We start from the raw sequence: 25,796 nt of genomic DNA, 5'->3' as shown, positions 1-25,796 counted from the left end.
ATCATGAACGTCCAGCGCCGCCTTTTGCCGAACATCAGCGCCCTTGCCGCCTTCGAGGCGGTGGCGCGCCTTGGCTCCTTCACCGCCGCCGCGCGCGAGCTCGATCTAACACAAGGGGCCGTCAGCCGGCAGATCGGCCTGTTGGAGGAACAGTTCGGCCGACGATTATTCGAGCGCGACAGCCGCAATGTCCGGCTGTCGACGGCGGGAGAAACCTACGCCGAGGCGGTGCGCTCGGCGCTGGGCCAGTTGCGCGATGCCGCGCTTGGATTGATGAGCAATCGGCATAGCGGCGTCCTCAACCTTGCCATCCTGCCGACCTTCGGCACGCGCTGGCTGATGCCGCTGATCCCGGATTTCGTCGCCCGTCACCCCGACGTCACCATCAACTTCGCCACCCGCATCGGCCGCTTCGACTTCGCCCGCGAGCGGCTCGACGCCGCGATTCATCACGGCACGCCCGACTGGCCGGACGCCGACAGCACGCTTTTGATGCGCGAAACCGTGATGCCGGTGGTTTCGCCGGAATTTCTCGCCACCCGCGACGTCGCTACGCCGGCCGACATCAGCCGCCTGCCGCTGCTGCATATGGCAACCCGCCCGGGCGCATGGAACGAGTGGTTCGAAGAGCAGGGGCTCGAGGCGCCGACCGGTCCCGGCATGCAGTTCGAGCAGTTCGGCACGGTCGCCCAGGCCTGCATGGCCGGGCTCGGCGTCGCACTGCTGCCGGAAATCCTGATTGCCGGAGAATTGCAGCGCGGCCAGTTGGTGCCCGCGCCCGGCCAGCCGATGCAGAGCCGCAGCGCCTATTACCTCGTTGTCCCGCATGACAAACGCGGTCATCCACCAGTCGCCAGCTTCCGCGACTGGCTGCTGGGTCAAGTCGAGAAGGAACCGACTGTTCTGGCGTGGTAGCTATTTGCGCTTCGTCGCTTCCGCTTCCAGCTGTAAGCCTAGCGTCATTGAGACTTGCGTTTCGGCAACTTTCGCATCGAGCTTGCTTTTGATCCGGGCGAAAGCCTGGTTTCCATCGACCGAGCTGCCACTCGCCATGCCCTCGTCCCAAAGGCGCCCCAGCTCGTGGATACTCACTTTCTCGAAACTTGCCATATCGCGCGTCTCTCCACACACGGATGGTAGATAACGCTCTATTGATTGCAAGGAACCATTCGAGATTACTTCCGCTTCATCGCTTCCGCAAGCGCAGCGCCAAACGCGCCCTGCACCGGTCTTTCCGGCTGGCGCTGCGGCGCCGGCGAGCGCGGCGCTGGCTTGCCGCCGCCACCGTCACGCTGGCCGCCACGCGAAGCTCCGCCATCGCCATCCTTGCGCATCGATAGCCCGATACGGTTGCGCTTGATGTCGACGTCGACGACCCGCACCTTCACCACATCGCCGGCCTTCACCACCTCATGCGCGTCCTTGATGAAGCGATCGGCCAGCTGCGAGACATGCACCAGCCCGTCCTGATGCACGCCGATGTCGACGAAGGCGCCGAAGGCCGCGACATTGGTGACGGTGCCTTCGAGCAACATACCGGGCTTCAGATCCTTGATGTCGTCGACGCCGTCGGCAAAGGTCGCCGTCTTGAAGCCGGGACGCGGATCGCGGCCGGGCTTTTCCAGCTCGGCGATGATGTCGCGCACCGTCGGCAGGCCGAAACGCTCGTCGACGAAGACGCGCGGGTCGAGCGCCTTGAGCGCCGCGCTGTCGCCCATCAGCGAGCGCACGTCACGCCCGCAGGCGGCGACGATCTTCTTTGCCACGCCATAGGCCTCCGGATGCACTGAGGAAGCATCGAGCGGCTCCGCGCCATTCGGAATGCGCAGGAAGCCGGCGCACTGCTCGAACGCGCGCGGCCCGAGACGTGACACATTGAGCAGATCGCGGCGTGTGGCGAAGGGACCGCCGGCATCGCGATGCGCGACGATCGCTTCGGCGAGCGACGGCCCCAGCCCAGAAACCCGCGCCAGCAGCGGCGCCGACGCCGTGTTGAGGTCGACGCCGACGGCATTGACCGCGTCCTCAACCACCGCTTCCAGCGAGCGGCCGAGCCGGTATTGGTCGACATCGTGCTGGTACTGGCCGACGCCGATCGACTTCGGCTCGATCTTGACCAGCTCGGCGAGCGGATCCTGCAAGCGCCTGGCGATCGACACCGCGCCGCGCAACGACACATCCAGGCCGGGGAATTCCGCCGCTGCGGTCGCCGAAGCCGAATAGACCGAAGCGCCAGCCTCGCTGACGATAACCTTGAGCGGCTTCGGCCCGCCATCCGCAGGCAGGCTGGACAGCAAGTCGGCCACCAGCTTCTCGGTCTCGCGGCTGCCGGTGCCGTTGCCGATCGAGATCAGCTCGACCTTGTGCTGGCGGATGAGGGCGGCAAGTTCGGCCTGCGTGCCGCGCACATCGTTCCTGGGCGGGAAAGGATAGACGGTCGTCGTTGCCACCAGCTTGCCGGTCCCGTCGACCACCGCCACCTTGACGCCGGTGCGGATGCCCGGATCGAGGCCCATGGTGGGTCGCGAGCCGGCCGGCGCTGCAAGCAGCAGGTCCTTGAGATTGCGCGCGAAGACATGGATCGCCTCTTCCTCGGCCCGCTCGCGCAAGTCGCGCATCAGGTCGAGCGTGAGGTGCAGCGACAGCTTGATCCGCCAAGTCCAGCCGGCGACCTCCATCAACCATTTGTCGCCCGGCAGATTGCCGCCGATGGCATAGGCATTGGCGATCATGCGCTCGACCGGCTTCACCGGCGAGGCGTCGTCGGCATCGACCTCGATGTCGAGCGACAGCACTTCTTCGTTGCGGCCGCGCAGCATGGCCAAGGCGCGGTGGCTGGGAACGCCCGCCCAGCGCTCGGCATGGTCGAAATAGTCCGAGAATTTCGCGCCCGCCTCCTGCTTGCCGTCGACGACGTGAGCGCGCAGGAAGGCGCGTTCCTTCATATAGGCGCGCAGCTTGCCGACCAGGTCGGCATTCTCGGCGAACTGCTCCGACAGGATGTCGCGCGCGCCTTCGAGCGCCGCTTTAACGTCGGCCACCTCTTCCGTGACATAGGCGAGCGCGAGTTCCGCAGGCACGGCCGAACGATCGGCGAGGATCCCCTCGGCCAGAGGTCCAAGCCCGCGCTCCCTGGCGATCTCGGCCTTGGTGCGGCGCTTCGGCTTGTAGGGCAGATAGATGTCCTCGAGCTCCGCCTTGGTGGCCGCCGCGGCGATCTTGGCCTCGAGCTCTTCGGTCAACTTGCCCTGCTCGCGGATGGAACCGAGGATGGTCTCGCGGCGCGCATCGAGCTCGCGCAGATAGGCAAGCCGCTCGGAAAGGTCGCGCAGCTGCGTGTCGTCGAGCCCGCCGGTGACCTCCTTGCGGTAGCGCGCCACGAACGGCACCGTCGCGCCTTCGTCGAGCAGCCCAATGGCCGCCGCAGCCTGTTCGGGCCGCGAGTCGATCTCGGCCGCGATGATTGCTGCGATGCGCTTGATGTCCGATGCCATGCTGGTCCCTGTCGAAAAGAGCGGCGACCATAGGCCGGGATGGCGGCTGCGCCAACCGGGTTGGTTTCAACTGGATGAGGGGTCCACAGGAAACCGGTCTAAGGTTGGCGCCGCCCCTCACCTGCCTGCCGGCATCCTCTCCCCGTATAGTGACGGGGAGAGGGGCACTCTCATCGCCGGTTTCGCCAATCGCCAGCGCTGCAGGAAAAGCGCCGAGTTGCGGCCATCCTCCTTCTCCCCGTCACTATACGGGGAGAAGGTGCCGGCAGGCGGATGAGGGGCAGCGCCGACATAGACTGTCGGCTCGATAAGCCCCTCAGACCATCCCGCTCAGCGCCTCGAAGAACGCCACGATATCGATGTCGAGCACATCATCCACCGGCTCCGGCTGCGACGACATCTTCGCGATCACCACCTCGTCCCTGGGATTGACGTAAAGCCACTGCCCGTGGATGCCGATGCCGCAGAAGGCGCCTCTTGTCGTGCCCATCTGGTACCATTTGTTGCGGTAGCGCCCCTTGGGGAACAGAAACGCCATGGTGCCGCGCTGCCAGGCTTCATGGCTGCCGCCGGCGGCGACCGTATCGCGCACCCAGGCTTCCGGCACGATTTGGCGGCCATTGGCCGTGCCGCCCTGCCGCATCATCTCGCCGATGCGGGCAAGGTCGCGCGGCGTCATCGACATGCCGCCGGCGGTGCGCGCCGTGCCTTCCATGTCGACCGTCACCGACATCTCGCTCGCGGCGCCCAGCGGCAGCCACAGTTTCTTAGCTAGCAAGTCACTGACGCGCTTGCCCGAGGCTCGCTCCACCAGGATGCCGAGCATATCCGAATTGGGCGAGCGGTAGCGGTAGGTCTGCCCATGCGGCTCGGCCAGACGCTGCAGCGTCAACAGGAACGCCGCGAGGCTTTCCGACCCGCCGCCGGGATTCCACAGCGTCGCGCGGCGATAGCGGGCGAAGGCGCTTTCCGGATCGAGATAGGCCTCCTCGAAATCCAGGCTGACCGTCATGTCGAGCACGTTGCGCACGCTGGCATCGCCATAGGCCGACCCCTTGGCCTCGGGGATGTACCGCGTTACCGGCGCCTCAGGATCGAACACCCCCTCGCCTTCCAGAATGCCGGCGAGAATGGCAGTCACCGACTTGCTGATCGAGAAGATGATGTGCCGCGCTCCGAACGCCATGTGCGGTGCCGACCAGTCGCCGACCAGCTTGCCGCCTTTAACGATCGCCAGCCCATCGGTGTCTGAGCGTTTGAGGAAAGCCTCGACGGTTTCGGGCCCGCCAGCAAGCGAGACCTTTTCTTCGAGCAGCGCACCGAGAGGCTTCGCCTGCGCCTCTCCGCCGGGCGCGGCGGCAACATGCACCGACGGGACAAGTTCGCCGACATTCTGGAACGACCATTGGCTGAAAGGCCTCAGCCGCCAGTTGTCGAGCCGCACATCCTTTCGGGAAAAGCCGTATTTGGTCTCGAACGCAGTCTTGCCGGTCACGATTGTCTCCCGGGTGTTTTATCTCTGATCTTCAGGCGAGCGCCGCCGCTATGGCGTGCACCGCCTTCAGCGTCGCCACCGAATAGGCGGCGTTGAGGAAATCCGGATAGGTCGAGAGCTTCACCACGACCATCCGGTGCTCCCAACTGATATGGATCATCTGGCCGAACACGCCGCGGCACATCAGCGAGCGCGAGCGCGAATCCTCGATCCAGAACTGGTTGCGATAACTGCCGTCCGGCAGGCTCGGGCTGAAATTCGGCCCATGCTTGCCGGTGCGCGTCGCCTCGATCCAGTCGGCCGGGATCACGCCGCCGCCATTGTCGAGGATCAATTGGCCGAAGCGGCCATAGTCGCGCAGCGTCGCGTTGAAGCCGCCATCGGCCAGCGCATAGCCGGCGCTGTCGACCGTGAAACATGCGCTCTCGTCGGCGCCGAGCTTTTGCCAGAGTTCTTCCGAGACAAGCTGCGCCAGGCGCCTGCCGCTCACCCGCTCCATGATGAAGGCAAGCACATCCGTCTCGATCGAGCGGTACTCGAAGGCCTCGCCATGCTCCCGCACCTTGTCCTTCAGCCGCAGGATCAGCTCGAACAGATGCGACGGCCACTGGAAGTCTGGATCGCTGCCCGGCGGGATCGGCTTCCAGCCCGTGGCGACATCGACCTGGCCGATTTCGGAATAGCGATCGGTGTACTCCTCGGAAAAGCGCACGCCCGTCGTCATGTCGAGCACCTGCTGCACGGCAGCGCCGGCCCAGGCGGTTTCGCCGAGCTCCGGCAGATAATCGGTCACCAGCCTGGCGGGGTCGAAAAGGCCGCGTCCGACCAGGATGCCGAACACCGATCCGGTCACCGACTTCGCCATCGACTGCGACAGATGCAGTGTGCGCTCGTCCATGCCGTTGAAATAGCGCTCATAGGCTATCCTGCCGTCCTTGAGCACCAGGAAGCCGTCGGCATAGGTCTCGTCGAGCAATCCGGCGAGTGTCGTCGCAGCACCCGTGCTGTCCACCACCGGCAGTGCATCGAGATCGACCTCGGCGCGCTCGAGACGACGGCGATGACCATGGCCGCGCCAGACTTCGACGGTCGGCAGGACCTCGCGGATATTCTGGAAGGCCCAGCGATTCCAGGGCCCCCTGTCCCAATCGAGTTTGGGCGGTACCATGACGGGCGGCGAGCCCTGCATGATCGGCGGCCGCGGATCGGAGTTGCGGTAAGAGGTCATGATGAACTTCCCGACGACATGGACGCGACCCGGCGGCGTGTGCCGCCGGGTCCGTCGGGACGCGTTTTACTTCTGCAGTTCGGTCCAGATCTTGGTGTAGATATCCTGCACTTCCGGAGCGCACATCCGCTGGAACTCGCCACGCGGCTTCGCGTCAGCCGGAATGATCACTTCCGGCGCGTCCTTCATGTCGGCCGGCATGTATTTGTCGGAACCGGTGATGGCGTTGGCGTAGCGGTGGAAAGCCGAAAGGCCGGCGGCATTTTCCGGATCCATGATGAAATTCTGGAACAGCTTGGCGTTCTCGACATTCTTGGCTTCCTTGAGGACGACCACATTGTCGCTCCACAGGCCAAAACCTTCCTTAGGGTAGTTGTAGTGGATGGCCGGGTTGGCCAGCCGCTGGCGCAGCGCCGAGCCGTTCCAGTCGCTGGTCGCCTTGAAGTCGCCGGCGCCCATCTTCTCGATGGTGTTGTATTCCATAGCGATCCAGTTCGGCTTGGCGGCAACGAGCGTGTCGCGCACCTTCTTGAGAACCGCCTTGTCGTCGGTGCATTGCTGGCCGCCGAGATATTTGATCGCTGCGAAGATCACGTCGTTCATTTCGGGAACGACGTTGACCTTGCCCTTCAACTCGTCCGGTGCGTTGAAGATGATCCCCCATGAATCGGCCGGCCCCTTATAGGCGTCGGTGTTGACGACGACGCCGATCGTGCCCCAGGCCCACGGCACCGAATATTTGCGGCCCGGATCGAATTCCGGATTGGCCCATTCCGGCGCCACGTTCTTGAAGTTCTCCATCTTGCCGGGGTCGGTCTCGAGCAGGAGGCCCTCCTTGATCCAGATCGGAAGGAAGGTCTGCGAGGGCACAGCGATATCGAAGCCGGTGCCACCCTGGCGGACCTTGGCCAGCGCCGTGTCGTTCGAATCGTAATCGGTGATGGTCACCTTGACGTTGTATTTCTGCTCGAACTTCTTGATCACGTCGGGGCTGGTGTAGTTGCCCCAATTGTAGATGTTCAGCACGCCGTCGGCGCGGGCCAAGCTTGTCGAAGCGAGCAACGCCAGCCCGACGGCGGTAGCTGTTGTCTTCCAGTTCATGTCTTAACTCCCATTATCGGTTCAGTCTTGTTTCCTGCTGATGAAGAAAAACAACGTGACGATGGCGACCGAGAGCAGCAGGAAAGCGGTCGATATCGCGTTGATCTCAGGCGTTATCCCTCGGCGTATCTGGCCGAGCATGTAGGTGGGCAGCGTATCCTGGCCGCCCGACTTGACGAACTCGGTGATGACGACATCATCGAGCGAGATGACGAAAGCGAGCATCAGCCCGGCCAGAATGCCGGGCCACAGCAGCGGCAGCGTAATGCGGCGAAAGGTCTGCCAGGGCGTCGCGTAGAGATCGGCGGCGGCGCGCTCCAGCGTCAGGTCCATGTTCTCCAACCGCGCCCGGATCGGCAGGTAGGCGAAGGGTATGCAGAATGCCGTATGCGCCGCGATGAGATAACCGAGGCCGGAATAGCCGGTGAATATCTTGATGCGCGAGAAGAAGATCAGCAGCGCCACGCCGGTGACGATCTCCGGCACCATAAGCGGCTGGTTGATTGCTGCATATTTGAAGGTCAGTCCCCGATAGGGCGCCGTGCGCGTCGTCGCGAGCGCCGCCATTGTGGCGGCGATGGTCGCGAGCACGGCGGCGACGGAGCCGATCTGGAAGGACAGCAAGGTGGCGTCGATGACTTGCGTGTTCTGCCACGCCGACTGGAACCATTTCAGCGAGAAGCCACCCCATTCGGAGGTCGAGGTGGCGGCGTTGAACGCATAGATGACCAGCACGACGATCGGCAAATAGAGAACGACGAAGCAGGTCGCCGCGATCGCGGTGAAGCCTGGCTGATGCTTGATGGAGAAATTAGCCATGCCGCGTCTCCGCTCGTCCGGCATTGCGCACATAGGCAAGCAGCGCCACCATGACGATGATCATCACGGCGATCGACAGCGCCGAGCCGAGCGGCCAGTTGCGGCCCTGCCCGAACTGCAGCTCGATCAGGTTGGAAAGCATCATGTTCTTGCCGCCGCCGAGCACGCTGGGCGTGACATAGGCGCCGATCGCAGGAATGAAGACCAGGATCGAGCCGGCGATCACGCCCGGCCTGACCAGCGGGAAGATGATACGCCTCAGCACCTGGAAACGGCTGGCATAGAGATCGTAACCAGCCTCGACCAGCCGGAAGTCGAGCTTTTCCATGCTGGCATAGATCGGCAGCACCATCAGCGGCAGGTAGACATAGGCCATGCCGATCAGTATCGCGGTATCGGTAAAAAGCATCTGGATCGGCTGGGAGATGATGCCGAGCTTGAGCAGGATCGTGTTGATGATGCCTTCGTTGCGGATGATCTGCAGCACGGCGAACGTGCGGATCAAAAGGTTGGTCCAGAACGGTATAGTGATCAGGAACAGCCAGATGTCGCGCGTCTTTTCGCTGCGCGTCGCCATGAAATAGGCAGTAGGAAAGCCAAGCGCCAAAGTGGCGATCGTGGTCACGATCGCCAGCTTGATGGAGCGCCAGAAGATCGTGACATGGGCGGCCGCGAGCGAAAGCGTGTCGTCGAAGATATCGCGTTCCATGAACACCGACACCCAGGCCTCCGGCGAGAATTGCCATTTCACGTCGCCATAGGGACCCGGCAGCAGGAACGAATAGACGAGCACGATCAGCAAGGGGCCCGTTGCCGCGAGAAAGATGATGATGAGCGCCGGCGCCGACAACAGCCAGCGCGTGCGGATATCTTGCCGTTCGGCTTCCTTGGCGACTTGTTCCGCGGTGGCCATCAGTCCCTCAGCACCTGCGCCGCGTCGTTGCCGATAGTGATGCCGACCGTGGCGCCGCGCTCGAAGCCGCAGCCGGCGCTGCGCGTATTCTGCTGGCGCACCGTGAAGGCCTCGCCGCTGTCCAGCCGGACATGGATATGCGTGTCGGTGCCGAAATAGACGATGTTCTCGACCGTCCCCGAAAGATCGCCCTTGCTGTTGCTGAGCTTGGCATGTTCCGGCCGCACCACCACGGTCGCATTGCCCTTCGGCTGGAAGCCATCGGCCACGGTCGCCTCGATTGTGGTGCCGGATTTGAGCGTCGCGCGCGCCTTGCCGTTGCCCATGCCGGTAATGGCCGCGGTGAGGAAATTGGTCTCGCCGATGAAGTCGGCGACGAAGCGTTCCGCCGGCTTGTCGTAGATATCCCAGGGCGTGCCGACCTGCAGGATCTTGCCGGCCGACATCACCGCGATGCGGTCCGACATTGTCAGCGCTTCTTCCTGGTCGTGGGTCACGAAGATGAAGGTGATGCCCGTCTCGTGCTGCAGCCGCTTCAGCTCGATCTGCATTTCCTTGCGCAGCTTGTAATCGAGCGCCGAGAGCGGCTCGTCGAGCAAGAGCACTTTCGGCTGCGGCGCCAGCGCCCGGGCGAGCGCCACCCGCTGCTGCTGGCCGCCGGAGATCTGGCTGGTGCGGCGCGCCTTGAGCGCCTCCATCTTGACCAGCTTCAGCATCTGGGCGACGCGCGCTTCGATCTCGGCTTTCGGCTTGCCGAGCATTTCCAGCCCGAAGCCGATGTTCTGGGCCACCGTCATATGCGGGAACAGCGCATAGCTCTGGAAGACCGTGTTGACCGGGCGCTTGAAGGGCGGCAGCGGCGCGATGTCCTGGCCGTGCAGCAGGATTTCGCCGGCGCTTGGGAAATCGAAGCCGGCAATCAATCTCAGCAGCGTCGTCTTTCCACATCCCGACGGGCCGAGCAGGGTGAAAAACTCGTTCTCGCGGATCGACACCGAAACCGTGTCGAGAGCGGCTACCTGATTTTCACCGGTTCCAAATACCTTGCGTACACCGCGAACTTCGATCGCGTTCTTATCCGGTTGTTCCGGCACGATTACCCCATTGAGAGAGCCTGCTCTTGGCGGCAGGTTTGTTCCTGTTTGATTGTCACCACAAGCCAATCGGCTTGGCAACTGCGGAGCTTTGACTGGACCTAAAAAGCAATTCCTGTGCCACCGTCAGGCTTGATACGTGACCTTTCCACCACAAATCGTCGTCACCGGCCGGACCGTATGCAGTGCTTCCGGCGCGGTCGTCTCGATGTCGGCCGACAAAACCACGATATCGGCAAGGTATCCGGTCTTCAGCCTACCCTTGCGATGTTCCATGAACTCGGCATAGGCGCCCTCGACGGTGTAGGCGGCAATCGACTCATACAGCGAGAAGCTCTGATCAGGATCGGTCTCCGCCCAGGGTTTGCGCAACACTGCCGCCTGAATGCCCAGGATCGGATCGATCGGCGATACCGGCCAGTCCGAGGCGAAGACGATGCGCGCGCCGGCATTCTTCAGCGTCCGCCAGGCATAGCTTAGCGGCCAGCGTGGGGCGCCGATGCGCGACACCGTCGGCTCCAAGGGAAAGCCCATGGCGCCCGGCGGATGCGGCGGCTGCATCGAGGCGATGACTCCGAGATTCTGGAAGCGCGGCACGTCGGCAGCGGTGATCACCTCGATGTGCTCGACCCGATGCCGGCTGTCGCGCCTGCCGTTGGCCTGCTCGGCCGCCTCATAACCATCGAGCACGGCGCGCACGGCGCCGTCGCCGATCGAATGCACCGCGATTTGCAGGCCGCGCTTGTCGACGGCGACCGCAAGGTCGATGAACTGCTGCGGTGTGAAAAGCGGTTCCCCTATCCAGTCCGGACGGTCGGCATAGGGCTCGATCATGACAGCCGTCCAAGAATCGAGCACGCCGTCATAGAACACCTTGACGATGCCCGACGACAGCCATTCGCTGTCGTAGCGCTCGGCCATGGCTGACGCCTTGTCGAGCATGTCGAGCGTCATGAAATTCTTGTAGTGGAACGGGACCTGCACGCGGCAAGCCAGCCCCTCCTCGGCCTCGATCTCGGCCAGCAGTTCGAGCTGGTAGAGGTTGCCATCCATGTTCTGGACGGAGGTGATGCCGTGGCGCGCGCACCAGGCAAGTCCGCGCCGCATGATATCGCGATCGGCGGCACGTTCTTCCGCAGACGGCGTTGGGTCCGGCTCACCGCCGGTCGCCAGCCCCAGCCGCACACGGCTTTCGCCGGCAAGGTCGAGCACCGGACCGAACGCTTCGCCCTCGCGCAATTCGCCGGTGGCCAGGCCATCATCCCCCATGACGATTTCGTTGCCCGGGCCGAGCTGTTGTCCCTGCAAAACCCCCGCCATCTCTAAGGCCATGGTGTTGGCCCACATCGTGTGGTGGTCGGGAGCGGCCATAGCAAAAGGCCGGTCCGGCAGGATCGCATCGAGATGGTGACGCGTCACCCGCTCGCTGCCGAGCACGGTGTAGTCGACACCCTGCCCGACCAGCATCTTGGCATCGGGACGCGTCTGCGCGTGGTCGCGGATCGCGCTTTGCAGCGCTTCGAAGCCGTGGACGCCCGCCAGCTGCAAATGGGCAAGCTCGGCCGCACCTGAAAACAGATGCATGTGGGCCTCGATGAAACCAGGCAGGACGGAGCCGCCCTTGGCGTCGATGACCTTTGTTGCCGGTCCCTTGAGCCGTTCGACAGCGGCGCGGCTGCCGATGGCGACGATGGCGCCGTCCTTGACGGCAACGGCCTCGGCGGCGGGATTGTCCTCGTCCATGGTCAGTACACGACCGTTGATGACGATCAAATCCGCATTGTGACCCGCACCCGTGACCGACATCGCGACTCCGCGCTTTTGATGACTGACCGAGAACCGGCAACGCCCGCCCAGCGACCCGCCACACCACTGGAGTGGGGTCTTGGAAAATATGATGCCGGTGCGCGTCTCCGAAATTCCCCTTGTTATCTCTGAAGACAGCGTGGATAAAGAATGCGACTGTTTATTCGCGTTTGTCAACAGCCGGAATTTGGAATGTATAGTGGACAGCACCCCGCGTCTGTGTTGAGGCCGGGCGGGGAACGAGGGGACCGAAAAGTGAAGCGCAGTCTCGACCGTAAGACCAGGATAGCGCTTGAACCACGCAAGCAGCCGCGGCAAAAACGGTCAAGCAAGGTGGTCGACAGGATTCTCGACGCGGCGCTGATCCTGACGCGGGAGCAGGGAACCAGAACGCCGACGACGCTCGCCATCGCGCAACGCGCGGGCTTGTCTGTCGGTTCGGTTTATCAATACTTTCCCAACAAGGAAGCCATTCTTCTGGATCTGGCCCGGCGCTGGCTGTCGTCTTTTCCTGAGATCATCCGGAAGCGCATCAACGTCCCCCGGCCAGCCAATCGTGACGAGTTTCGGCGCGAAGTGCGCAAGCTCTTCATCGACACATCCAGGCTCTACCTGGACAACGCCACGCTGATGCCGGTGATCGAGGCCATATCCGGCAACGCCGACCTCAGGCCGATCCAGGACGAATATGACAAGCAGATCATCGCCCTCTACGCAGCCTGGTTGCAGCATGTGAACCCGGCCCTTGAAGAAAAGACCGCCAAGCGGTTGGGCTTGGTGATGATGGAGGTCGGACACGCCTGCAGGCTTGTGGGGCTGAAGAGAGATCGCAAGACATTCGACCTCATCGAGGACGATGTGGAAGCCATGTGGCTGGCTCTTGTGAGCCCCCATCTGAACCTCGACTGATTTCACACTTCCAACTGATTTCGCACTCCTGGGGAATTCCTATGAAGACTGTCTATTCGCCGCTTCATGCCGGTCATGCCGGGCAGATGGAACTGGTCACGTCGGCGATTGTCCCTGGGTTCGAGAAGCCGTCGCGGGCCGAATTCGTCAAGGCAAGGGTGGAGAGCGAGAAGCTTGGGCCGATCATCGGTCCGGTCGAGCACGACCTTGCCGCCGCCAAGCGCGTGCATGAGGCGCACTACATTGATTTCCTGCCGACCGTGTGGCCGGAATGGGTCGCCGCCGGCTTCAAGGGCACGGCCATGGGCTTCACCTGGCCGACGCGCGGGCTGCGCGGCGACGTGCCGCCGAAGCGCATCGACGCCCTGCTCGGCTATTATTCCTTCGATGCCGGCGCCACCTTCGTCGAAGGCACCTGGGCGGCGATCAAATCATCCTACGACGTCGCGCTGACGGCCGCAGCCCTGGTCAAGGGCGGCGAGCGGACCGCCTTCGCGCTCTGCCGGCCGCCCGGCCATCACGCCGGCGCCGCCTTCATGGGCGGCTACTGCTTCATCAACAACGCCGCCGTCGTCGCGCAATGGTTCCGCGACCAGGGCGCCAAACGCGTCTCGATCCTCGACGTCGATTACCACCACGGCAACGGCACGCAGGAGATCTTCTACCGCCGCGGCGACGTCCAGGTGCTCAACCTGCATGGCGATCCGATGGTCGAGTACCCCTTCTTCCTCGGTCATGCCGACGAGCGTGGCGAGGGTGAAGGCGAAGGCTTCAACATCAACTATCCGATGCCCTTCGGCACCGACTGGGACGGCTGGAACGCATCGCTGGAGGATGCCTGCGCCAAGCTTGCTGCCTACGCACCCGACGTCGTCGTGGTGTCGCTCGGCGTCGACACCTTCGAGAAGGATCCGATCAGTCAGTTCAAGCTGAAGAGCGAGGACTATCCCAAGATCGGCCGCCGCATTGCCAGGCTCGGCTTGCCGACGCTGTTCGTCATGGAAGGCGGCTACGCGGTGGAGGAGATCGGCATCAACGCCGTCGGCGTGCTGACGGGTTTCGAGGATCGCTGATGCATGTCGCCCAAAAGGCGCAGCGGTTTTGGGATAACGACATGCATCAAGACAAAGACTTGAAACGCGTCGCCTGAATCTGCGCGACGCGCTTTAAGCCACATCCGGTCGAAAGGACATGCGCCCTCGGATGCCCCCGGGGCATATTTTTTGACGGCTTTACCGCGAAGTCGTCGGCTCAACTCGACCCTGAAATCGTCGCCAAGTAACGCGAGACGCGGCCTCTGAGTCGCAACACGAGTCCACCGGATTCGATTTTGTCAAATCGCGTTTGATGTCGGATTCATCTGCGGGTAGATTAGACCCGAATCAGCCGGTCCACGGGGGGCGCGGCAACCACCCAAGGTCTCTTGTTCCGGCGCTCGGCCGGCACCAGACGCGGACGGCTTCGCGTTCCCCAAAAGGATTCGGCTTGGTTGGGCGCTGTGCGTGCCCTTGAGTGTGTTTTCGTCAACGTGACGCGTTTCGGGTCCGGACGCTGGCTGATGCCGGCACCGGGCACAGGGATCGATTCCGGCCAGAATATCAAAATGAGCAGTCCCGCCGCGCTTCTCCAACCCGATGCTTCAGGCTCGCGCCTGGCGTCCCGCGGCGATCTCACCAGCTTCTTCATGCAGCTTGCTGCCGACATCGGCGCCGACAGCTACATGCTGGTCGCCATCGTCCACGACCAGGACCGCAACGATGCGCGCATCGTGTCGTCGAACTGGATTTTCGACGCCATCGAGCTGATCGGCAAAAGGCTGATTGCCAATCTTGCGCTGGGACCGCTGACGGCGGCTCCCGGCGTACGTCCCAGACCACTGGTCGCGGCCCACGCGCCCGATGCCGGCGCGCTGCTGAGCGGCGAGGAGGCCAGGCTGCTCGACGTGCTCGGCCATGCCGAAATCTACTCGCTCAGGCTGAATGTCGGCCGCCAGCGCCTGTTCGTGCTGTTTTCCGCCGCCGAGCCCGACAAGATCGACCTTCCGGCCCTGATGAAGGCACAGCTGAAATGCTGCTACGCGCTGTCCAGCATCCCGCAATTGATCGCCGAGGCATCGATGCAGGATCCGCTGTCCGACCGCGAGCGCGAATGCCTGTTCTGGGTGTCGGAAGGCAAGACCACCGACGAGGTGGCACTCATCCTTGGTGTCTCGTCGAACACCGTCAACAGCTACATCACGCATGCCATCCAGAAATTCGCGGCCAGCAACCGCGCGATGGCGATTGCGACCGCGATCAGGAGCGGCATCATTTGAAGCACGCACAGGTCAGGGAGGCCGCGGCCGCCCTTTTCAACGATCAGCGCAATCCGTTCGGCGCCTTCTCGCTCGGATCGGAGACGCATCACGCGGTGACCATCCCGGATGCCGTGCGCCGATGCCGCTGGATTGCCGTCGACATCAACGCTTCCAGCTTCGGGCTGTTCTTCGTCAGCCCTTCGCTGGAGCGCGCCCGCCTCGTCGCCTGCTTCGATTCCGACTATCCGTCGACCGCCGTCACGACCAAATTCATCTCGGGCGCCAGCGGCGAGGAGATGGTGCGCCACAGCCGCATCTCGACGACGCCGCGCTGGTGGGCCGACGACGACATGGCCGGCTCGCGGCAGACGCTGGAGAGCCTGACATGGCCCGAGGCAGCCTCATCGCCGGCGCCAGGCACCAATGGCATCGCCTTTCCGGTGCATGCGGATCGCGGCCAGTGCGGGCTGGTGGTCTTCCTGGGGCCGGACATCACGCTGTCGGACGACACGCTTTGCGAAATCCACGCGCGTTGCTTTGCGCTGTTCGCCGCGGTCGCCCGCATCCGTCCAGGCGAGACCGGCAGGACGCGCGCCATCTCCAAGCGCGAGCTCGAATGCCTGAAGCTGACCGCCAATGGCAACACCAGCGAGGAGATCGCGAAGCTCCTGAAGCTGTCGGTGCACACCGCCAACCAGTATCTGACCCAGTCGACGCAGAAGCTCAACGCGGTCAACCGCAACCAGGCTGTCGCCAAGGCGCTGCGTCTCGGCCTGATCGAATAGCTCGCTTGGGCCAGCGTCCACGCTCTATTCTCAGGGGTAGGCGAGCGGCTCGGTCCTGCGGATGCGCGCCTCATCGATCGCGTCCTCGAGCAGGGCCGTGTTGTGCTCCGGCGTCTCGCCCGGCTTCTCGAAAGACACGTAGTTGACGACCACGGACGCCCCCTGCCCGCTCAGCGTCAGCTGGAAGTAGACAGTGACGCCGCGCGGCCGAAGCTCGAGATCGAGCACGATGCGCGGATGGCCCGTCCAGTCGACATGCGCTTCGCCGCCATGGCCAAGCCTGAGCGTGCCCGGCTGGAAGTAAAGTTCCGCGGCCGAGTCCACCAGGTCCGACAGGCAGGCGAAATGCTCCAGCCGGATGAAGGCGATGTAGTCGGCGACCTCGATCAGGCGCAACTCGCCGACCACGTCCTGGATGGAGCTGGCGACGATCTGCTCGCGTGAATTGGCGTGTGGTTGCCGGTTCATGGATTACAAGCGGCGTCCGTTCATTGGTTTAATTTTCGCTCGGCCTTCTTCGAGTAGACGATCCGCACCAGCTCGGCGACGGCCTGGTAGAATTGCGACGGGATCACGCTATCAACCGAAACTTGCTTGTACATGGAGCGGGCAAGCGCCACGTCCTCGAAGATCGGGATGTTGTGCTCCCTGGCGATCTCGCGAATTTTCAGCGCCACCAGATCCTGGCCCTTGGCGAGCACCAGCGGAGCGGAGTCCTCCTCGCGGACATATTTCAGCGCGATGGAATAGTGCGTCGGATTGGCGATGATGAGCGTCGCGCGCGGCACCGCCGTCATCATGCGCCGCCGCGCACGGTCGCGCGCCAGCGAGCGCAGGCGCGACTTGACGATCGGATCGCCCTCCGACTGCTTCATCTCGTCCTTCACTTCCTGCTTGGTCATGCGCAGGTCGCGCCGCCAGTGGAAGCGCGACCAGACGATGTCGGCGACCGCGATCAGCCCCATGACGAAGACGATCGCCACCAGGATGTCGACAAATATGCTGCGGATGACCATGCCGAACGACATCGGGTTGGTGATCATGCCGGCAAGGAGCCTGCGATGATCCTCCGACACCGTGAAGGTGAGCACGGCGATGGCAAACGCAAGCTTGGCCAGCGACTTGCCGAATTCGACGAAGCCTTGCACGCCGAACAAGCGGCTCCAGCCCTTGGCGATCGAAATGCGCGACAGTTGCGGCCTGATCCGTTCGCCGACAATTTGCGGTATGTTCTGAAACACCGAAGCCCCGACGCCGGCAACCACCAGCAGCACCAGCAGGCTGACGACGGCGCGGCCGACTTCGATCAAGACCTGCTGGTAGAGCGTGATGACATCGGTCTCGGTGTCCATCGGCCACGCCTCCGGCTTCTCCAGGAACATGGCGAGGAACATGCCGAGGTTGACGATGGCGTCCTTGGCGTAGAAGACGGTGAACACCAGTATGGCAAGGAAGGAGGCAAAGATCGCCGTCTCGCGCGAATGGGGCAGCTTGCCCTGCTCGATCGTGTCGCGGATCTTCTTTTCTGTGGCTTCCTCGGTTTTGGAATCCTTGTCGACCGCCTCAGCCATGGTGCCCTGACCGTATTGCCGCCGTCAGGCTGCTTCGGCGGCGGTCTGCGTCGCCGGAAGCTCGAATGCTCCTTGCCGCGACAGCCGGATGGTCGCCACCGCGACCGTCTTGCGTGCCGCCATGATGTCGGTGAGCGCAATGCCTTCCGATCCCTGTCCGAGCTCGGATTCGATCATGCGGCGTGAGCGTGCGCCGATCGCCGACAGCACCGATTCGGTGAGCGCCGCCGGCGCGCCGCGCAGCGCCAGCGTGACGAGCTCGGTCGACAGTCCGTCGAACAGAAGCACGCGCGCCTTCTGGGTGAGCAGCGGCAGATCGTCAAAGGCAAACAGCCGCGACTTGACGCCGGCGAGGTCGGGCGTGCCGGCCTCTTCCAGATCCTGCATGAGCTCATCGAGCTCGGGCTTGGCCATTTCGTTGAGCACGCTGGCGACACGCTCCTGGCCGGCCGACGTGTCCCTGCTCGCTTTTTGCGAAAGCACGCTGGCGCGCAGCTGGTTCTCGACGATCCTGGTCGCCGCATCCGGAATATTGGCCATCGTCACCATGCGCTTGATGATCTGGCTGCGTATCGGCTTTTCCATCGTCAAGAGCACATTGGCGGCAGTCTGCGGCGCAAGCTTCGACAACACCATGGCGGACGTCTGCGGGTGTTCGCCGGCGAGGAAGGTCCCAAGACGCGCGGGCTCGAGCTTTTCGAGATCCGGCCAGATCGGCGGAAGCCCTTCCGGCGTCGGCTCGAATTTCTTCTCGCCCATGATGGCGCTCATTTCCTCGGGCGACAGCGATTCGTTGAGGATCGTGTCCATCCGATCGGCCGAATCGAGCAGGCCGGCGCCTTCCGTGAACTCGGCCTCGAATTCCACGACGATGCGCTCCAGATCGGCTTGCGGGATGGTGCGCAGCAGCCGCGCGCCTTCGATCAGCGCCTTCAGCTCTTCCTGCTTGAAGAATTTGAGCAGCCGGCTGGCCGAGGGCTTGCCCATCGCCACCAGGATCGCGGCGGCCTTTTGCGGGCGCGTCAGCGTCAATGACGTCATCATGCTTTGCTCCGCTGCCGGTCAGTGCTCTCGCCGTCCACGCTCAGGCGCTCTTCGTCGCGGCGATGATCTCGGTCAACCTGATGCCGAAGCGCGACGGATCGTGCTCCAGCACGGTGATCTCGCCGCGTGCAATCCTGCGGCCGTTGACCACCACGTCGACCGGCTCGCCGATGCGGCGGTTAAGCGCCACGGTCGAGCCCTTCTGCAGTGCCATCAGCTCCGAAACCGGCATTTCGGTGCTGCCGAGGATGATCTGCACGTCGACCGGGATCGTCATGATGATCGAGGAATTGGCTCCTGCCTGGAGGGCGGCGTCCGGCCTTTGTTCCTCTTCCCGCAGCACGCCGCGCAGTTCCTCGATGGCTCGGTCGAGCTGCTCGTCCGGCTGGTCGGCTTCGGGTTCGGCTTCCACCTTGGTCTTTGCCATGCCTCGTCTCCAATATTCCCAAGCCCGGCCTCAGCCCGGCATCAATCCGTCGATAAAATCCTGCCCGCCATCGTGGGGATGCCGGATGCGAACCGTGTAATTCTGTCCGAGCTTGCCGAACTCGCAGACAAAAAGCGTCTTGTCGCGCGCGCTGAGCCTGGCCTGCAGCTGCGCGTTTTCCTCGAACTCGATCACCTGGCCGGGCTGGAAGGCGGCGAGATCGCCAAGCGTCAGCCGGGCGAGTGGCATGGTGGCCTCGAGCCGCACGGCCGAGCGCATCACTTCTTCCGAGAACCGGGCCCGCCAGTCGAACTCCGTCGCGTCGTCGTCGCCTTGATGGGCGGTGGCGCCGCGCGTCGCCAGCAGGATGCGCTGCGGGATCATCACCGTGATCATCCCGGCGTCGGTCGGCGTGGATATGCCGTAGACGATGCGGATCGCCGCCCCGTCGCGCAGCACGCGCCGTTTTGCCTCGTTGCCGGACATCGCCCTGGGGACCGGCAAACGCAGGTCGAGCGAACGCCTGCCCGATCCGTTCAGCGCCACCGCGACCTCCTGGAAGACCGTGGTCGCGACATCGGTCTCGATCTGCGACAGGTCGCGCTGGATCGGCGCCACCGGCTGGTCCGGGTCGCCGCCGAACAGCGCCGAGACCATGACCGCGATCGCCGGCGCGTCCATGACGAGCGTCACGGCGTCGGCCGAGGTCGGCGAAGAAACGATCGTCATGGCGAAGGTTTCGCCGGCGCGCATGCGCGCATCTGGAACGCGGCCCACTTCGACGGCCTGCAGGTCGACCGTGACCGGCGCGCCGAGCTCACCCGCAAGCGCCTTCTGCAGCAGCGGCAGCGAGCGTTCGGCCATGCCGCGGCCGACGCCGATCACCTGCGCGGCCTCGCCGCTGTCGCCGACGAGACGCTCGATGATCAAAGCCCGGGTTTGCGACGGACTGCCCAGACTGGTCATGACGGCAAGCGGCCCTGACTGACATTCTGCATGCTCAGGCCGCCTTCTTCTCGGCGGTGCCTGTGTTCATCGTGCTCTGCTCAACGGCATCGATCGTCGGGCGCTCATAGGAGGAAATGGTCTTGCGGCCGAACTCGATCGCGACCTGCGGCAAGGCGCCGTTCATGTAAGCGAGCAGTGTCTGCTTGACGATGATGTAGAGGCGGTTCTTCTTCTCGCGCACCGTCTTGATCTTGGTGGCGACCGGACCGACCACGGCATAGGACAGGAAGATGCCGAGGAAGGTTCCGACGAGTGCGGCGCCGATCAGGCCGCCGAGGATTTCCGGCGACTGGTCGAGCGCGCCCATCGCCTTCACCACGCCGAGCACGGCGGCGACGATGCCGAGCGCCGGCAGGCCGTCGCCGACCGCGACCATCGCGTGATAGGCCTTCAGCTTGTCGGTGCGAATGGTCTGGATCTCCTCGTCCATCAGCGCCTCGATCTCGTGCGAGCGGGCATTGCCGATGATGATGATGCGGCAATAGTCGCAGATGAAATGCGTCAGATCGTGGTTCTTCAAGACGGTCGGGAACGCCTGGAAGATGGCGGACTCTTCCGGATTGTCGATATGCGCCTCGACCTCGCTGCGCGACTTCGAGCGCAATTCGCGCATCAGACTGTGCAGGACGCCGAGTGTTTCGAGATAGTCGCGCTCCTTCGGCACCGCCTGCTTGAAGGCTTCGAGAATGCCCTTGCCGGTGTCCTTGACCGTCTTCATCGGATTGGCGACGAGGAAGGTGCCGAGCGCGGCGCCGCAGATGACCACCGCTTCCCATGGCTGCATCAGCACATGCAGATGGCCGCCCATGGCCATGAAGCCGCCAAGAACGCAGCCAAGCGTCACCACAAGTCCGATCAGAATACCCACGACAGGTCCTTCCGCATGTCACGTCGTGGATCAGGGATAGTCCTCGTGCCTTGTGTGAGGCTTGAATCGCGAGGCTGGAAACCGATTCAGCTTCGCACAAGGAAGCTTCGCTATCATTCCTGGATAGCTTCGGCCGGAGGCGCATATGTTGAACACCTATACGAGCTACCAGCTCATCGCCAGGGACATCCCCAAGGCGATCGACCAGATCGAGTCGCAGCCCGTCGTGAAGCGCGAGACCGACTACTATTTGGCCAATATCGGCAACGTCAAAACCATCGACGATTTCGTCAACAACACACGGCTCTTCAACTACGCCATGAAGGCGTACGGGCTGGAGGACATGGCCTATGCCAAGGCCTTCATGGTCAAGGCGCTCAAGGAAGGCGTGTCCGATTCCGACAGCTTCGCCAACAAGCTGAGCGACAAGCGCTACGCCGACTTCGTCAAGGCTTTCAACTTTGCGGCCTATGGCTCGACCGCCACCCTCTTTCCCTCCGCCCAGCAAGGCGCCGTCGACAAATACATGCGCCAGACGCTGGAGGAGAATGCCGGCGAGACCAATCAGGGCGTGCGGCTGGCGCTCTATTTCCAGCGCAAGGCGCCAAACATCACCAACTGGTATGACGTGCTCGCCGACACCGCGCTTTCGAGCGTGGTCCGCACCGCGCTCGGTCTGCCCGACGCCTTCGCCTCCGCCGATATCGACAAGCAGGCGCAGGCGTTCGAGCAGAAGCTCGATATCGCCGACTTCAAGGACCCCGACAAGTTGAACAAGTTCCTGACCCGTTTCACCAGCCTGTGGGAGATCAACAACCCGACCTCCAGTGCCGTGACGTCGGTCAGCGTGCTCTTCGCACAACCGACCACGGTCGGTATCTCGACCGATCTGATGATGGCCATGCAGAAGCTGAAGTTCTGAGAACACCATGCAGGACAGTCTCTATGTCGCCCTCTCCTCGCAGATTGCGCTCGAGCGGCGCCTCGACACCATCGCCGACAATGTCGCCAACGCCTCGACCATCGGCTTTCGCGCCACCGGCGTGAAATTCGAGGACGTGGTCTCCGGCACCGGGCCGAGGTCGGTCTCCTTCGCGTCCTCCGGCAAGACCTATCTTTCCACCGCGCACGGCTCGATGACCGAAACCGGCAATCCTTTCGACTTCGCCATACAAGGCGACGCCTGGTTCGCCATCGAGACGCCGGCAGGAACGGTGATGACCCGCGACGGCCGCTTCTCCATGAACGAGAACGGCGAGCTGATGTCGATCGAAGGCTATCCTGTGCTGGACGGCGGCGGCGCGCCGATCCAGCTCGATCCGCGCAACGGCCCGCCCAAGGCGGGCGCCGACGGCTCGCTCAGGCAGAACGACCAGCTTGTCGGCGCCATCGGCCTCTATGATTTCGACCCCGGCGACAATTTTGTCCGCTACGGCAATTCGGGCATCGTGCCCGCGCGCGCCCCGGAGCCGGTCACCGACCGTTCCGACGTCGGTGTCGCGCAAGGGTTTCTGGAAGAATCCAACGTCAATCCGGTGCTGGAGATGACCCGGCTGATCCAGGTGCAGCGCGCCTTCGAGAACACGGCTGCGCTGATCCGGCAGAGTGCCTCGTCCACCGACGACGCGATCAAGACGCTCGGTTCGAAGTAGCGGCATGGCGACCGGCCCGTCCCTGCTGCGCGCGCCAGAGAGGCTTGCCGAAGCCGGCCCGACGGATCGGCTGGCCGCTCTCGAACGCGTCTGGCGGCGGTTCGACAATCCGGAAAATGTGCTCAGCCGGGGCGGCCACGTCGTCGAGGTCTCGCCCACCCACTATAAGGTCGGCGGCCTCTCCGACATCGCCAGGCTCGGCGACATCGTCGAGCAGCGCGGCAAGGCCGGCACGCGCCGCGGCGAGATCGTCAGGATAGGCCGCGACGAGGTGGTGGTGGCGCCGTTCGAGCGCAGCGCCGATGCCGGCATCGGCGACGCCGTGTTCCGGCGCGGTCCGCTCGCGGTCGCGCCGCACGCTTCCTGGCGCGGACGCGCGATAGACGCCTTGACCCGCGTCATCGACGGCGGCCCGCCGCTGGCCAGGCCTAACGCCGCCGATAGCGCGCACGCACTGACGCCTGGCGCCATGTCGCGCCAGCGGGTCGGCACGAGCTTCCTGACCGGCGTGCGGGTGATCGACATCTTCACGCCGCTCTGCTTCGGCCAGCGGCTCGGCATCTTCGCCGGCTCCGGCGTCGGCAAGTCGACGCTGCTTGCCATGCTCGCCGGCGCCGAGGCCTTCGACACCGTCGTCGTCGCGCTGATCGGCGAACGCGGCCGCGAGGTGCGCGAATTCCTGGAGGACACCATCGGCGCCGACAGCATGGCAAAGACCGTTGCCGTGGTCGCCACCAGCGACGAGAGCGCCATGATGCGCCGGCGCGCGCCCGACACCGCCATGTGCGTGGCCGAGCATTTCCGCGACCAGGGCCATCGTGTGCTCCTGGTGCTGGATTCGATCACCCGCTTTGCCCACGCGCTGCGCGAGGTGGCGACGGGGACCGGTGAGCCGCCGGTCGCGCGCGGCTACCCGGCATCGGTCTTCACCGACCTGCCGAAGCTGCTCGAAAGGGCCGGACCGGGCGCCGAGGGGCCCGGGGTTAAAGGCAGGGGCTCGATCACAGCCATCATCTCGGTGCTGGTCGACGGCGACGACCACAACGATCCGGTCGCCGATTCGGTGCGCGGCATCCTCGACGGCCATGTCGTGCTCGACCGCGCGATCGCCGAGCAGGGCCGCTATCCGCCGGTCAATCCGCTGTCGTCGATCTCGCGTCTCGCCGATAAGGCCTGGAGCGCCGAGCAGCGCATGCTGGTGACCAGGCTGAAGTCGATGATCGCGCGCTTCGAGGACACGCGCGACATCCGCCTGCTCGGCGCCTATCAGGGCGGCGCCGACGCCGAGCTCGACATCGCCGTGCGCCAGGTGCCGCTGATCTACGAGGCGCTCACGCAGTCGCCGAAGGACCGCGCGTCGGCCGATCCGTTCGCCGATCTCGCCCGCCATCTCAAGGGGAAGCAGAATGGCGACCAAGGAGACTGATCTTCAGCACACCGAGCGCGTGCTGCGCGAGATGATCGCAGAGGCCAAGGCCGCCGAGGAGGCCGACGCCAGCCGCGACTCACTCATCAACGGCCTATTCCCGAAGAAGATGGAGTGGCCGCAGCCGCCGCGAGCCGAATTCCCGCGCCTGGCCAACAGGAAAGCGGACCGGCGCAGCGATTTCGTCATCGCCGCACTCGGCATCACGCTCGGGCTGATCTGCGCGCTGTTTCCCTGGTACATTTTCTTCAACCAGGAGCAGTTCGGCGTGCAGGCCATCAAATTCGGCGGCAGCGGCAGCAATTCCGGTCGCGCGGGCGGCGGGGTTGCAGCCGAACGCAGCGGACCGCTGACGGCGAAGGACGTTCCCAATGCCGATATCGACCTGCTTGCCACCGGAACGGTACGGGATGACCCGGCCCCAGCGCCGGCGCCCGACGAGCAGCCCTTCCCCGCCGTATCGGGATTCAAGATGGTGCACGTCGCCAACGGCCGCGCCATGATCGAGGACGATACAGGCCTGTGGATTGTCCAGCGCGGCTCGGTCCTGCCCGATTCCAGCCGCGTCGTCTCGATCGAGCAGCGCGGCGGCAAATGGGTCATCGTCACGGACGCCAACAAGGTGCTCGAGCTTTCCAGGTGACGGCGCCCGGCCCGCGCGCTCGTCCCGCGCAAGGTCCGCGCAAGACTGGCGGCCTAGTCTTGTGCGTACTCGCCCGGAGAGTCCCATGGAACCCGTCAACCTCTTTGACCTCGCCACCCGGCAGTCGCAATGGCTGGCCGTGCGCCAGTCGGCGATCGCTTCCAACATCGCCAACGCCAACACGCCGGGCTACACGGCAAACGATGTCGAGCCATTCGAAAAGGTTCTCGACCGGACGGCGGTGACGTTGAAGGCCACCGAGGCCGGCCATCTCGGCGCGGAGGCTACCAATGCGGGCTTCAACGTCAAGCCGGAGGAGCAAACCGGCTCGATCATGCCGTCGAAGAACACGGTCGTTCTCGAAGACGAGTTGATGAAGGCCGGCGAAGTGCGCCGCTCCTTCGAGCTCAACACGGCGATCGTCAAGGCCTTCCATTCGATGATGACCATGGTGGTGAAGAGCTGATCATGGACGCGCTGACCGCAGCCCTCAAAGTCGCTTCATCCGGCCTTGGCGCCCAGTCGGAGCGCCTGCGCGTGGTGTCGGAGAACCTCGCCAACGCGCAATCGACGGGCAATACGCCCGGCGCCGACCCCTATCGCCGCAAGACGATCACCTTCCAATCCGAGCTCGACCGCGCGTCTGGCGGCTCGCTGGTCGAGGTGAGCTCGATCGCGCGCGACCCGTCCGACTTCCCGATCGAGTTCCAGCCCGGCAACGAAGCAGCCGACGAAAAAGGCTACGTCAAGATGCCCAACGTCAACGTGCTGGTCGAAATGGCCGACATGAGCGAGGCGAACCGCTCCTACGAGGCCAACCTGCAGGTCATCAAGCAGGCTCGCGATCTGATTTCCATGACCATCGACCTGATGAGGAACCAGCAATGATCGGCGGTATCGGGGCACTACAGTTCAAACCGGCAATCGACGGCGCGGAAGCCGGCTCGCCGGGCCTGGTTCAGGGCGGTATCGGGACGCAGGCGAGCGAAAGCGTCGGCAGCAGCTTCGCCGAGGTCCTCAGCCACGCGGCGACCAAGACCGTCAACACGCTGCAGGGCGCCGAGCAGATGTCGATCCAGGCGCTCAAGGGCGATGCCGACACCCGGCAGGTTGTCGATGCGGTGCTGAGCGCCCAGCAGGCCCTGCAGACGACCATCGCCATCCGCGACAAGGTCGTCTCGGCCTACCTCGAAATCAGTCGCATGAATATCTAGGAC

At 64.0% G+C, this 25,796-nt stretch carries 27 protein-coding genes; 12 read left to right on the top strand and 15 right to left on the bottom strand.

From position 1 onward, the window contains the following. Positions 1-3 precede the first annotated feature (3 nt). Complete coding sequence (locus tag EJ071_RS12495; protein WP_126098140.1) at positions 4-915, top strand: LysR family transcriptional regulator; 912 nt, start codon at positions 4-6, stop codon at positions 913-915. Here the strand turns inward: EJ071_RS12495 and EJ071_RS12490 are convergent, their stop codons facing one another. From EJ071_RS12490 to EJ071_RS12445, 9 genes are all read right to left on the bottom strand, one after another. Next, positions 916-1,110 (bottom strand): hypothetical protein, encoded by a 195-nt coding sequence (locus EJ071_RS12490; RefSeq protein ID WP_126098139.1) that lies wholly within the window; start codon positions 1,108-1,110, stop codon positions 916-918. 65 nt (positions 1,111-1,175) lie between these two features. Then, positions 1,176-3,494: a Tex family protein gene (locus tag EJ071_RS12485; protein ID WP_126098138.1), complete on the bottom strand. Its 2,319-nt coding sequence runs from the start codon at positions 3,492-3,494 to the stop codon at positions 1,176-1,178. A gap of 316 nt (positions 3,495-3,810) precedes the next feature. After that, the gene (locus EJ071_RS12475; protein WP_126098137.1) at positions 3,811-4,989 is read right to left on the bottom strand and encodes a serine hydrolase; all 1,179 of its coding nucleotides are present in this window, start codon (positions 4,987-4,989) and stop codon (positions 3,811-3,813) included. Between the two features lie 31 nt (positions 4,990-5,020). Beyond that, a complete protein-coding gene (locus EJ071_RS12470; RefSeq protein WP_126098136.1) occupies positions 5,021-6,217 on the bottom strand; it encodes a serine hydrolase in 1,197 nt (398 codons plus the stop codon). 66 nt (positions 6,218-6,283) lie between these two features. Continuing rightward, a complete protein-coding gene (locus EJ071_RS12465; RefSeq protein WP_126098135.1) occupies positions 6,284-7,318 on the bottom strand; it encodes an extracellular solute-binding protein in 1,035 nt (344 codons plus the stop codon). A 21-nt stretch (positions 7,319-7,339) separates the two neighbouring features. Then, positions 7,340-8,137, bottom strand: a complete 798-nt coding sequence (locus EJ071_RS12460) for an ABC transporter permease (RefSeq protein WP_126098134.1) — start codon at positions 8,135-8,137, stop codon at positions 7,340-7,342. Further along, the gene (locus EJ071_RS12455) at positions 8,130-9,050 is read right to left on the bottom strand and encodes an ABC transporter permease (protein WP_126098133.1); all 921 of its coding nucleotides are present in this window, start codon (positions 9,048-9,050) and stop codon (positions 8,130-8,132) included. Before EJ071_RS12455 ends, EJ071_RS12460 begins: the two co-directional genes overlap by 8 nt. Continuing rightward, positions 9,050-10,144: an ABC transporter ATP-binding protein gene (locus tag EJ071_RS12450; RefSeq protein WP_126098132.1), complete on the bottom strand. Its 1,095-nt coding sequence runs from the start codon at positions 10,142-10,144 to the stop codon at positions 9,050-9,052. Before EJ071_RS12450 ends, EJ071_RS12455 begins: the two co-directional genes overlap by 1 nt. 126 nt (positions 10,145-10,270) lie before the next feature. Further along, positions 10,271-11,950, bottom strand: a complete 1,680-nt coding sequence (locus tag EJ071_RS12445) for an amidohydrolase (protein ID WP_126098131.1) — start codon at positions 11,948-11,950, stop codon at positions 10,271-10,273. A gap of 255 nt (positions 11,951-12,205) precedes the next feature. Between EJ071_RS12445 and EJ071_RS12440 the strand changes: the two genes are divergently transcribed. The 4 genes from EJ071_RS12440 (at position 12,206) to EJ071_RS12425 (ending at position 15,940) form a co-directional block, all read left to right on the top strand. Then, positions 12,206-12,859 (top strand): TetR/AcrR family transcriptional regulator, encoded by a 654-nt coding sequence (locus EJ071_RS12440; protein ID WP_126098130.1) that lies wholly within the window; start codon positions 12,206-12,208, stop codon positions 12,857-12,859. Between the two features lie 41 nt (positions 12,860-12,900). Next, positions 12,901-13,932, top strand: a complete 1,032-nt coding sequence (locus EJ071_RS12435) for a histone deacetylase family protein (protein WP_126098129.1) — start codon at positions 12,901-12,903, stop codon at positions 13,930-13,932. A gap of 530 nt (positions 13,933-14,462) precedes the next feature. Continuing rightward, positions 14,463-15,173 (top strand): helix-turn-helix transcriptional regulator, encoded by a 711-nt coding sequence (locus EJ071_RS12430; protein WP_126098128.1) that lies wholly within the window; start codon positions 14,463-14,465, stop codon positions 15,171-15,173. Beyond that, positions 15,170-15,940, top strand: coding sequence for a LuxR C-terminal-related transcriptional regulator (locus EJ071_RS12425; protein ID WP_126098127.1), 771 nt, complete (start codon positions 15,170-15,172; stop codon positions 15,938-15,940). Before EJ071_RS12430 ends, EJ071_RS12425 begins: the two co-directional genes overlap by 4 nt. 30 nt (positions 15,941-15,970) lie before the next feature. Here EJ071_RS12425 and EJ071_RS12420 read toward each other — a convergent pair whose 3' ends face one another. Genes EJ071_RS12420 through motA form a run of 6 tightly spaced genes read right to left on the bottom strand, consistent with a single transcriptional unit; the run spans position 15,971 to position 20,858 of the window. Further along, positions 15,971-16,408 (bottom strand): hypothetical protein, encoded by a 438-nt coding sequence (locus tag EJ071_RS12420; RefSeq protein WP_126098126.1) that lies wholly within the window; start codon positions 16,406-16,408, stop codon positions 15,971-15,973. Positions 16,409-16,428: 20 nt separating this feature from the next. Next, entirely contained in the window at positions 16,429-17,511 is a 1,083-nt protein-coding gene (gene flhB / locus EJ071_RS12415; protein ID WP_126098125.1) for a flagellar biosynthesis protein FlhB, read from the bottom strand. Between the two features lie 24 nt (positions 17,512-17,535). Further along, positions 17,536-18,555, bottom strand: a complete 1,020-nt coding sequence (locus EJ071_RS12410) for a flagellar motor switch protein FliG (protein WP_126098124.1) — start codon at positions 18,553-18,555, stop codon at positions 17,536-17,538. Positions 18,556-18,595: 40 nt separating this feature from the next. After that, on the bottom strand, positions 18,596-18,982 hold the full coding sequence (fliN, locus tag EJ071_RS12405) for a flagellar motor switch protein FliN (protein WP_126098123.1): 387 nt from the start codon (positions 18,980-18,982) through the stop codon (positions 18,596-18,598). Positions 18,983-19,012: 30 nt separating this feature from the next. Next, positions 19,013-19,948, bottom strand: a complete 936-nt coding sequence (locus EJ071_RS12400; RefSeq protein ID WP_126098122.1) for a FliM/FliN family flagellar motor switch protein — start codon at positions 19,946-19,948, stop codon at positions 19,013-19,015. Positions 19,949-19,982: 34 nt separating this feature from the next. Beyond that, positions 19,983-20,858 carry a flagellar motor stator protein MotA gene (motA, locus tag EJ071_RS12395; protein WP_126087864.1) on the bottom strand — a complete coding sequence of 292 codons (876 nt, stop codon included), beginning with the start codon at positions 20,856-20,858 and terminating at the stop codon, positions 19,983-19,985. A gap of 145 nt (positions 20,859-21,003) precedes the next feature. On the opposite strand from motA, the gene EJ071_RS12390 reads away from it, so the two are divergent. The 7 genes from EJ071_RS12390 to EJ071_RS12360 all read left to right on the top strand — a co-directional run bounded on the left by EJ071_RS12390 (position 21,004) and on the right by EJ071_RS12360 (position 25,793). After that, positions 21,004-21,780 carry a DUF1217 domain-containing protein gene (locus tag EJ071_RS12390; RefSeq protein WP_126098121.1) on the top strand — a complete coding sequence of 259 codons (777 nt, stop codon included), beginning with the start codon at positions 21,004-21,006 and terminating at the stop codon, positions 21,778-21,780. A gap of 7 nt (positions 21,781-21,787) precedes the next feature. Further along, a complete protein-coding gene (flgF, locus tag EJ071_RS12385; protein ID WP_126098120.1) occupies positions 21,788-22,510 on the top strand; it encodes a flagellar basal-body rod protein FlgF in 723 nt (240 codons plus the stop codon). A gap of 4 nt (positions 22,511-22,514) precedes the next feature. Continuing rightward, a complete protein-coding gene (gene fliI, locus EJ071_RS12380; protein ID WP_126098119.1) occupies positions 22,515-23,936 on the top strand; it encodes a flagellar protein export ATPase FliI in 1,422 nt (473 codons plus the stop codon). After that, a complete protein-coding gene (locus tag EJ071_RS12375; RefSeq protein WP_126098118.1) occupies positions 23,917-24,579 on the top strand; it encodes a hypothetical protein in 663 nt (220 codons plus the stop codon). Before fliI ends, EJ071_RS12375 begins: the two co-directional genes overlap by 20 nt. Before the next feature lie 85 nt (positions 24,580-24,664). After that, positions 24,665-25,045, top strand: a complete 381-nt coding sequence (flgB, locus tag EJ071_RS12370; RefSeq protein WP_126098117.1) for a flagellar basal body rod protein FlgB — start codon at positions 24,665-24,667, stop codon at positions 25,043-25,045. 2 nt (positions 25,046-25,047) lie between these two features. Continuing rightward, complete coding sequence (gene flgC / locus EJ071_RS12365) at positions 25,048-25,467, top strand: flagellar basal body rod protein FlgC (protein ID WP_126098116.1); 420 nt, start codon at positions 25,048-25,050, stop codon at positions 25,465-25,467. Continuing rightward, complete coding sequence (locus EJ071_RS12360; RefSeq protein ID WP_126098115.1) at positions 25,464-25,793, top strand: flagellar hook-basal body complex protein FliE; 330 nt, start codon at positions 25,464-25,466, stop codon at positions 25,791-25,793. The genes flgC and EJ071_RS12360 overlap by 4 nt, the downstream gene beginning before the upstream one ends. Positions 25,794-25,796: the final 3 nt, after the last annotated feature.

The organism is Mesorhizobium sp. M1B.F.Ca.ET.045.04.1.1 (genome assembly GCF_003952465.1).
Taxonomy (GTDB): Bacteria; Pseudomonadota; Alphaproteobacteria; order Rhizobiales; family Rhizobiaceae; genus Mesorhizobium; species Mesorhizobium shonense.
Note: the sequence above shows the minus strand (reverse complement) of the source record. Positions and strands in the feature narration are given on the sequence as shown.

Bases quoted from the DNA above. Each gene is read 5' to 3' on its own strand.
- EJ071_RS12495 (WP_126098140.1), top strand. From the start codon at position 4: ATGAACGTCCAGCGCCGCCTTTTGCCGAACATCAGCGCCCTTGCCGCC.
- EJ071_RS12490 (WP_126098139.1), bottom strand. From the start codon at position 1,110: ATGGCAAGTTTCGAGAAAGTGAGTATCCACGAGCTGGGGCGCCTTTGG.
- EJ071_RS12485 (WP_126098138.1), bottom strand. From the start codon at position 3,494: ATGGCATCGGACATCAAGCGCATCGCAGCAATCATCGCGGCCGAGATC.
- EJ071_RS12470 (WP_126098136.1), bottom strand. From the start codon at position 6,217: ATGACCTCTTACCGCAACTCCGATCCGCGGCCGCCGATCATGCAGGGC.
- EJ071_RS12465 (WP_126098135.1), bottom strand. From the start codon at position 7,318: ATGAACTGGAAGACAACAGCTACCGCCGTCGGGCTGGCGTTGCTCGCT.
- EJ071_RS12460 (WP_126098134.1), bottom strand. From the start codon at position 8,137: ATGGCTAATTTCTCCATCAAGCATCAGCCAGGCTTCACCGCGATCGCG.
- EJ071_RS12455 (WP_126098133.1), bottom strand. From the start codon at position 9,050: ATGGCCACCGCGGAACAAGTCGCCAAGGAAGCCGAACGGCAAGATATC.
- EJ071_RS12445 (WP_126098131.1), bottom strand. From the start codon at position 11,950: ATGTCGGTCACGGGTGCGGGTCACAATGCGGATTTGATCGTCATCAAC.
- EJ071_RS12435 (WP_126098129.1), top strand. From the start codon at position 12,901: ATGAAGACTGTCTATTCGCCGCTTCATGCCGGTCATGCCGGGCAGATG.
- EJ071_RS12430 (WP_126098128.1), top strand. From the start codon at position 14,463: ATGAGCAGTCCCGCCGCGCTTCTCCAACCCGATGCTTCAGGCTCGCGC.
- EJ071_RS12420 (WP_126098126.1), bottom strand. From the start codon at position 16,408: ATGAACCGGCAACCACACGCCAATTCACGCGAGCAGATCGTCGCCAGC.
- flhB (WP_126098125.1), bottom strand. From the start codon at position 17,511: ATGGCTGAGGCGGTCGACAAGGATTCCAAAACCGAGGAAGCCACAGAA.
- EJ071_RS12410 (WP_126098124.1), bottom strand. From the start codon at position 18,555: ATGATGACGTCATTGACGCTGACGCGCCCGCAAAAGGCCGCCGCGATC.
- fliN (WP_126098123.1), bottom strand. From the start codon at position 18,982: ATGGCAAAGACCAAGGTGGAAGCCGAACCCGAAGCCGACCAGCCGGAC.
- EJ071_RS12400 (WP_126098122.1), bottom strand. From the start codon at position 19,948: ATGACCAGTCTGGGCAGTCCGTCGCAAACCCGGGCTTTGATCATCGAG.
- EJ071_RS12390 (WP_126098121.1), top strand. From the start codon at position 21,004: ATGTTGAACACCTATACGAGCTACCAGCTCATCGCCAGGGACATCCCC.
- flgF (WP_126098120.1), top strand. From the start codon at position 21,788: ATGCAGGACAGTCTCTATGTCGCCCTCTCCTCGCAGATTGCGCTCGAG.
- fliI (WP_126098119.1), top strand. From the start codon at position 22,515: ATGGCGACCGGCCCGTCCCTGCTGCGCGCGCCAGAGAGGCTTGCCGAA.
- EJ071_RS12375 (WP_126098118.1), top strand. From the start codon at position 23,917: ATGGCGACCAAGGAGACTGATCTTCAGCACACCGAGCGCGTGCTGCGC.
- flgB (WP_126098117.1), top strand. From the start codon at position 24,665: ATGGAACCCGTCAACCTCTTTGACCTCGCCACCCGGCAGTCGCAATGG.
- flgC (WP_126098116.1), top strand. From the start codon at position 25,048: ATGGACGCGCTGACCGCAGCCCTCAAAGTCGCTTCATCCGGCCTTGGC.
- EJ071_RS12360 (WP_126098115.1), top strand. From the start codon at position 25,464: ATGATCGGCGGTATCGGGGCACTACAGTTCAAACCGGCAATCGACGGC.